Origin of the sequence: Phenylobacterium sp. (genome assembly GCF_044371015.1) — a bacterium.
Classification (GTDB): Bacteria; Pseudomonadota; Alphaproteobacteria; order Caulobacterales; family Caulobacteraceae; genus Phenylobacterium.
In genome coordinates this window covers 1-6022 of record NZ_JBILUK010000198.1, presented here as the reverse complement: position 1 = coordinate 6022, position 6022 = coordinate 1, and the positions used below count along the sequence as shown (strand labels likewise).

At 63.1% G+C, this 6022-nt stretch carries 9 protein-coding genes; 3 read left to right on the top strand and 6 right to left on the bottom strand.

Going from position 1 to position 6022, the window contains the following annotated elements:
- The first annotated feature begins 222 nt into the window (after nt 1-222).
- Nucleotides 223-1653, top strand: coding sequence for an NAD-dependent succinate-semialdehyde dehydrogenase (locus tag ACIQ3R_RS14105; RefSeq protein ID WP_397419496.1), 1431 nt, complete (start codon nt 223-225; stop codon nt 1651-1653).
- A gap of 237 nt (nt 1654-1890) precedes the next feature.
- The gene (locus tag ACIQ3R_RS14100) at nt 1891-2184 is read left to right on the top strand and encodes a hypothetical protein (RefSeq protein ID WP_397419495.1); all 294 of its coding nucleotides are present in this window, start codon (nt 1891-1893) and stop codon (nt 2182-2184) included.
- 132 nt (nt 2185-2316) lie between these two features.
- Here ACIQ3R_RS14100 and ACIQ3R_RS14095 read toward each other — a convergent pair whose 3' ends face one another.
- From ACIQ3R_RS14095 to ACIQ3R_RS14070, 6 genes are read right to left on the bottom strand one after another with little or no spacing between them, the layout of a single operon-like run.
- On the bottom strand, nt 2317-2781 hold the full coding sequence (locus tag ACIQ3R_RS14095; RefSeq protein ID WP_397419494.1) for a GNAT family N-acetyltransferase: 465 nt from the start codon (nt 2779-2781) through the stop codon (nt 2317-2319).
- A gap of 20 nt (nt 2782-2801) precedes the next feature.
- Complete coding sequence (locus ACIQ3R_RS14090; RefSeq protein ID WP_397419493.1) at nt 2802-3182, bottom strand: DUF4345 family protein; 381 nt, start codon at nt 3180-3182, stop codon at nt 2802-2804.
- Nucleotides 3183-3557, bottom strand: coding sequence for a hypothetical protein (locus ACIQ3R_RS14085; protein WP_397419492.1), 375 nt, complete (start codon nt 3555-3557; stop codon nt 3183-3185). It abuts the gene before it with no gap.
- On the bottom strand, nt 3548-3913 hold the full coding sequence (locus tag ACIQ3R_RS14080; RefSeq protein ID WP_397419491.1) for a hypothetical protein: 366 nt from the start codon (nt 3911-3913) through the stop codon (nt 3548-3550). The genes ACIQ3R_RS14085 and ACIQ3R_RS14080 overlap by 10 nt, the downstream gene beginning before the upstream one ends.
- 35 nt (nt 3914-3948) lie before the next feature.
- Complete coding sequence (locus ACIQ3R_RS14075; RefSeq protein WP_397419490.1) at nt 3949-4398, bottom strand: MAPEG family protein; 450 nt, start codon at nt 4396-4398, stop codon at nt 3949-3951.
- Nucleotides 4395-4925, bottom strand: a complete 531-nt coding sequence (locus ACIQ3R_RS14070) for a nuclear transport factor 2 family protein (protein WP_397419489.1) — start codon at nt 4923-4925, stop codon at nt 4395-4397. The genes ACIQ3R_RS14075 and ACIQ3R_RS14070 overlap by 4 nt, the downstream gene beginning before the upstream one ends.
- A gap of 90 nt (nt 4926-5015) precedes the next feature.
- Here ACIQ3R_RS14070 and ACIQ3R_RS14065 point away from each other — a divergent pair, with 90 nt between their 5' ends.
- The gene (locus ACIQ3R_RS14065; RefSeq protein ID WP_397419488.1) at nt 5016-5720 is read left to right on the top strand and encodes a GntR family transcriptional regulator; all 705 of its coding nucleotides are present in this window, start codon (nt 5016-5018) and stop codon (nt 5718-5720) included.
- Nucleotides 5721-6022 lie beyond the last annotated feature (302 nt).

Sequence of the window (6022 nt, the reverse complement as noted above, 5' to 3'; positions counted from 1 at the left end):
ACGATGAAGTAGTTCCTCCAGGCGCGTCGCGAATCTCGGCTTCCTCCCCGAAGCTCGCGCCTGACAACTGCGCCGCCCGGAAGCGGAGCCCTCCCGGGAGCGGAATATCACTCCACCTTATAATACCCGGCGATACTATGATTTCCGATCAGGTGGAGCGGTGGATACCCTCAGGGCTCGATACAACCGCCGGAGCCCGAGCTCCGCGCCTGGAGGCCGCTCTTGGCACACTACCCCGACATCCAACTCCACATCGACGGCGCCTGGCGAACGACGCAGGACAGCCTACCCATCCTCAACCCGGCCTCGGCGCAAGAGATCGGGCTGCTGCCCGTCGCGTCGCGCGCCGACCTGGACGATGCGCTGGCCGCCGCCGCCAGGGGTTTCCGAATCTGGAGCCAGACTGCGCCGGCCAAGCGGGCTGAGATCATGCTGCGCGCCGCTCGGCTCATGCGCGACCGCAACGAGGAGATCGCACAAGCTATCACCCTTGAGCATGGCAAGCCGCTCACGGAAGCTCGCATGGAAGTCATCCGTGGCTGCGAGTTCTTCGAGTGGGATGCAGGCGAAGCGGTTCGAACCTATGGCCGCGTGATCCCCAGCGCCCCGGGCATCAAGTACATCGTCCTGCACCGACCGATCGGGATGGTCGCGGCCTTCTCACCGTGGAACTTCCCGATGAGCCAACCTTCCCGAAAGGTGGCCGGCGCCCTGGCAGCTGGCTGCTCCATCATCCTCAAGGCCGCGGAGGAAACCCCGGCGGGCGCCGTGCATATTGCTCGCGCCTTCCATGACGCTGGTTTGCCGGCCGGCGTGCTGAACCTGGTGTTCGGCGTTCCCGCGGATATCTCGTCCCATCTCATCCCTCAGTCGCAGACACGGCTCGTTGCCTTCACGGGCTCTACGGCCGTCGGTAAGCAACTCACCGAGCTGGCGGCTCGGCATATGAAGCCTGTCTTGATGGAACTGGGCGGCCACGCGCCGGTTGTGGTTTGCGACGATGTGGATCCCGTGCAGGCGGCGATCACCTCGGCAACCCGCAAGATGCGCAATGCCGGCCAAGTCTGCACATCGCCGACCCGGTTCTACGTCCATGAGTCTATCTACAAGCCCTTCGCCCAGGCATTCGCTGAGACGGCCGCGGCGCTCCACGTAGGCGACGGGTTCGACCCTTCAACACAGATGGGCCCCCTGGCCAACCGCCGCCGTCCCGACGCGCTCGAGGCACTTTCAGAGGACGCCCGCGCCAAAGGCGCGCGGATGCTAACTGGGGGTCATCGGATGACGGGTGACGGCTACTTCTTCGCGCCCACGGTGATCGCCGAGGCGCCCGATGACGCTCGCGCGATGCGTGAGGAGCCCTTCGGCCCGTTCGCCATCATCAACCCAGTGGCGTCTCTCGACGAAGCCATCGAGAAGGCCAACGCCCTACCGTTCGGCCTCGCCGCCTATGGCTTCACCCACTCAGCCCGCAACGCCGACCGGCTCGCAGAGGAGCTCGAAGCCGGCAATGTCTCGATCAACACCTTGGAGGCCTCTGTCGCCGAGACCCCGTTCGGAGGCGTGAAGGACAGTGGCTACGGACGCGAAGGCGGCGCGGAAGGGCTGTCCCACTATACGATTGTCAAGACCATCTCTCATCTCGTGGGCTGAGGGCGTCTCTTGGGCTTAGAGCGTCCACAACGGGCCACATCGGCTGTTCGGAGTTGCCTGAAGACGGGGCTTCCACTTCCTGGAATGCGCCATAGGCGAGGATGACACCCGTCAGGAATGACTGGTCGTGACTCGTTGCCGACCCTCGTCGCGTCCGCTTGCGGGCTTGGAGCTAAGGACCGCTTCCGACCCAAAGCGGACCTTGTCTAGGTCGGTAGCAACGGGCACCTTTGGTACATGAGGGAAGACCGCATTGTCAGCGTCGAGATCGACGGAGAAGGTAGGCTCTGCGTCACTCCACAAAACGAAGACTTCGCATCGATCTACCGGGCTGCGATGGAAGTCGGCTGGGACCCCGTTCGGAGGTGCTTGGTCAGCCCCGTGCCGCGCGAATGGACCTATCCGATGTGGTTTCGGCAAATCCTGGCCGCCGCTGCCGACGAATACGGGGTTCGCCTTACACTCATGCCCGAGACCATCTGGCGCAATGTATCCACGTCGGAGCGGTTGGAGATGTCCGCTATTAGCTGACGAGATGGCGGCCGCTCCCGACCCGTTGCGGACGATCAAGATGTCACCGCCGAATGGCTGCTTCCACCAAGATCTGACGTTTGTTCCCTCAATGCCACCCGTCCTCAGGGCGCCGTGATGGACCCTTGGCCTCTAGCCTGGGATTGCAATGCGATACTGGACGAACCCGGATCGCGTGGCGATGTCATCATAGAGGCGCATGGCGCGCGCGTTCGCCTCATGCGTGAGCCAATGGACGTAAGCCGCCCCATACTCGGCTGCGGCATCGACTACATGCGTGATCAACGCGCGACCGGCGCCAGCGCCGCGACTACCCTCATCGACATACAGATCCTGAAGGTAGCAGCTGTCCGCTGTATTCCAGCACGTCGCATGGCGAATATGGTGGACCAAACCGATGGCCACGCCGTTTTCATCGCGGGCGATTGCACCAAAGATAGGTACGACGGGATCGAGAAGGCGCGACCATGTCGAGGTGTGGATCGCTTCTGTCAGCTCCACCGCATAGAAGCGTTGATACGCGCCCCAGAGTCGACGCCAATCTTGCTCATCCGCCTGGATGAGTGGGTTGATGTTGACAGAACAAGCATTTGTCATCGCGACGCATTCTCCCGCAATCAGCCGGCCATAGCGCCGGCCGCGAGCAGCAGCGCAAGCGCGACCTCGAAGCCGGCAAACATTGCTGGCAGCCGCCCGATGTGTCGGTCGAGCACCGCCGACACCAGTCGCCCCAGCGCCATGCCAAGCGATGCCACGGCCAGCGAAAGAAGGATGCCCGTGGCATGCGGCGCGCCTAACAGGCTACAGGCGACGAGGCCGGCCACGGCAAGCGGAAACCCGCCATAGACAGCACGCACCTCGTTGCGCGCGTCGACCCCCTCAGCAACCAATCCGAAGCCGGCAAGCAGGGTCGCCGGTCGTGCAAGCGCTGCCAGACCAAGGGCCAGATAGAACAGCCCCGCCAGCGCCGGGGCCACGGTTGTCAGCCAAACTGACATCTAACCCTCCCGCGCTGGCGCAAATGCAAGCCAGGCCGCGATCACCAGGAACGGCAGACCCGCAAGATCGGCAATGGCTATCTGTCGCAGCGCCGCTGGTTGCCCGGCGGCCACATAGAGCCACAGAAAGGAGATCATGCTGATCGCGACCACGACACTTGCCAATGGTCGCACCTCGGAACGCAGCGCCGCCCAGACGCAGACAAGCAGCAGACACAGGAACAGCGCGGCCCGGTGATGCAGCAGCAGGAAAGTCGCGCTTCCCGATGGGACGCCGTAAAGCTTGCTGATCATCGAAGACCGAAACAGCGCAAGCGCAGGCAACAAATGGATGAGGCCAAGCGCGCCCCAGCAGACTGCAGCGATCACCGGCATAGCCCTCTTCCGGGTGTGGGGTCATAGTCTGTCAATCGCCAGGCCAGTGCTACGGCCAAGAACGCCGGTGCAATCACCGCGATGAAATCAAAGGCGGCAATCGCATCGAACGGAAAGCCTCGGTGCGACCAGATCTGGAAATGAAACAGGGCGTGAAGGAAGGGCCAACCGGCGCCGGCCAAGGCGAGGCTGCGATTTCGGCGCCGGGCCCCAAAGGTGGTGGCAACGCCGGATGCGACGAACGCAAGGCCGACATCCCGGATGAAATGGACGCTGTAGGGCCCCATCATGGCAAGGCCTGGCGTCCGTTCGTAGAACCCGTGCGGATCCGCGAAGATCAAAATCCCTGTCGCCAACCACAGTAGTCCGACAGTAATGTGCAAACTGCGGCTCACGGCGCGAGCCCCGTGATCATTGCGCGAGCGATGATGATGATCAGCGCCACCCAAGACAAAGTGAACAGCATGAAACGAAGAGCGACGAGGTTGATCGTCGCCTGCACGAGCGAATGTGCAACGCGGAGCCCGACAAAGGTCCAGGCGCAGGCGACATGGACAGGGTCGGCGGCGCCAAGGACAACGATGCCGAGTGCGACGGCATAAAAGACGGTCGGCGCTTCGGTAAGGTGGTTGTAGTTATCGGCGACACGCTCAGCCGAGTCCGGCAACTTGCCCCGAAGATCTGCTGTATGGGCCGCCGCTTGCGGATCGAGACCGGCTCGCCGCATGGCAGGCAGGCGGGTTGCATACATCCATAGCATCATCGTCGCCGTCAGCGCGGCCAGGACGAACACGGATAGCATAATGCTCACAGCTTCAGCGGACAGGCCGGCCGGGTTCATTTCGGCGCCTGCACGGTATCGGTGGTCAGGCTGTTGGTCCGGATCGTGTCGACGTCGAGGAAGGTCACCTTTTCGCTGACGAGCCCATCACGAAAGCGGATGACGTCGATCGCCGGCACGACGTAGGGCTCCGCAGTCGGGACATAGCGGACGCTGCCCAGCACGAATGGTGCCGGCGGGTTCATGGCGATCCTGTACTCGATAACAACAAAGTCCGGGCCGAACCCGACCTTGGTTACGGTCGACGCATAACCTGGATTGTCGTGAAGGATGCGAGCGAAGCGCTCGCGCACGGCTTGCCGCCCGGTCTGGGGCTCCTCGCCGGCAATTCGCAGATCAAAGACTGTGTCGGGCGTGTGAAGGGCAGCGATGCGGTCCGGCGCACGACTACCCCACGCGGCGGCATAGTCGGCGACAAGTTGCTGCACTGTGGCTGACGCTAGATCAGTCTGGGCCGCGGCGGACTGGGAGATGCCGGCAGCCAAGGCCAGAGCCGCCATCGACACAATAGCTCGTCCAAACGCCATGCCGCCCTCCAAGATTTGGCAAAGCGTGTTGTATTCACAGTGACATGTCAATAGTATGTTATAAGCGAATTGAGTTTGGAGGGAGGCAACATGGCATCAACGGTTCCGACGAAGTCAGGCGGCGCGCCGGACTCGGCCCGCCAGAGCGACGCAGCCTTTGCCATGTTGAAGTCAGAGATCATCGCCTGCCGATTGGCGCCCGGCAGCAGCTTTTCAGAGGCGGCCCTGTCGCTGCGGTTTGGATTGGCCAAGGCGGCCACACGGTCTGCACTGACGCGGCTTGAGGAACTGCGGCTTGTGCTGCCGGTTGCCCGGTATGGCTATACGGTCTCGCCCGTTACCGTACAGTCGATCCGCGAGCTGTTCGAAGTCCGTCTGATTGCCGAACCGAAGGCTGCCGCCTTGGCGGCGGGACGGATCGACACCATGGCGCTGCGCCGGCTCAACAAGGCGCCACAAGAAGCGCGGACTGCCGATGAAAGGCTGGCCTTTGTGGCCGCTAATCGCGCCTTCCACCGTGCCATCGCCAGAGCAACGGGCAATGCCCGGCTCTATGCCATTCTCGACACATTGGCAGACGAAGGCGAGCGCCTGGTCCATCTTGGCTTGTTTGGACCCGGCTCGGGCGAACAGGACCGCGCCGCGGCTGATGATGGCCACGAAGCGCTCATCGCAGCGCTGGAGGCGTCCGATCCGATCGCGGCCGAACGAGCAGCGGCTGCCCATGTCGAGCACGCTCGCGAAATCGCCCTGGCCCGTGTTTTGTCGGGCACTGCAAGCATTCCACTCAACTGAAACCGGGCGAGACTCTGGTCGGCACCCTGATGCTCGATGCGACAGGCTTTGGAGGCACCCTGAAACGCCGGCTTGGGACCTTGGCGGCTAACTCTCCTCTCATTGCCATTCGTTCCGCAGTATCGCTCCAGAAGCTGTGATGCTGTCGGCTCACGCTAGGAGCCGAAATTCAGCGAGCACGCCATTCACGGCTGCAGAGTCCCAGGAGCAGACTTGGTGCGCCGGGCCAGCGAATGACCGCTCACCCCCCATCGCGGACATTGGGAGGGTCCGCTTTCGGCCCAGATGCCAGTGTCAGTTCC

Excerpts from the sequence above, each read along its gene's own strand:
- ACIQ3R_RS14100 (WP_397419495.1), top strand. The coding sequence starts at position 1,891 with ATGAGGGAAGACCGCATTGTCAGCGTCGAGATCGACGGAGAAGGTAGG.
- ACIQ3R_RS14095 (WP_397419494.1), bottom strand. The coding sequence starts at position 2,781 with ATGACAAATGCTTGTTCTGTCAACATCAACCCACTCATCCAGGCGGAT.
- ACIQ3R_RS14090 (WP_397419493.1), bottom strand. The coding sequence starts at position 3,182 with ATGTCAGTTTGGCTGACAACCGTGGCCCCGGCGCTGGCGGGGCTGTTC.
- ACIQ3R_RS14085 (WP_397419492.1), bottom strand. The coding sequence starts at position 3,557 with ATGCCGGTGATCGCTGCAGTCTGCTGGGGCGCGCTTGGCCTCATCCAT.
- ACIQ3R_RS14075 (WP_397419490.1), bottom strand. The coding sequence starts at position 4,398 with ATGAACCCGGCCGGCCTGTCCGCTGAAGCTGTGAGCATTATGCTATCC.
- ACIQ3R_RS14070 (WP_397419489.1), bottom strand. The coding sequence starts at position 4,925 with ATGGCGTTTGGACGAGCTATTGTGTCGATGGCGGCTCTGGCCTTGGCT.
- ACIQ3R_RS14065 (WP_397419488.1), top strand. The coding sequence starts at position 5,016 with ATGGCATCAACGGTTCCGACGAAGTCAGGCGGCGCGCCGGACTCGGCC.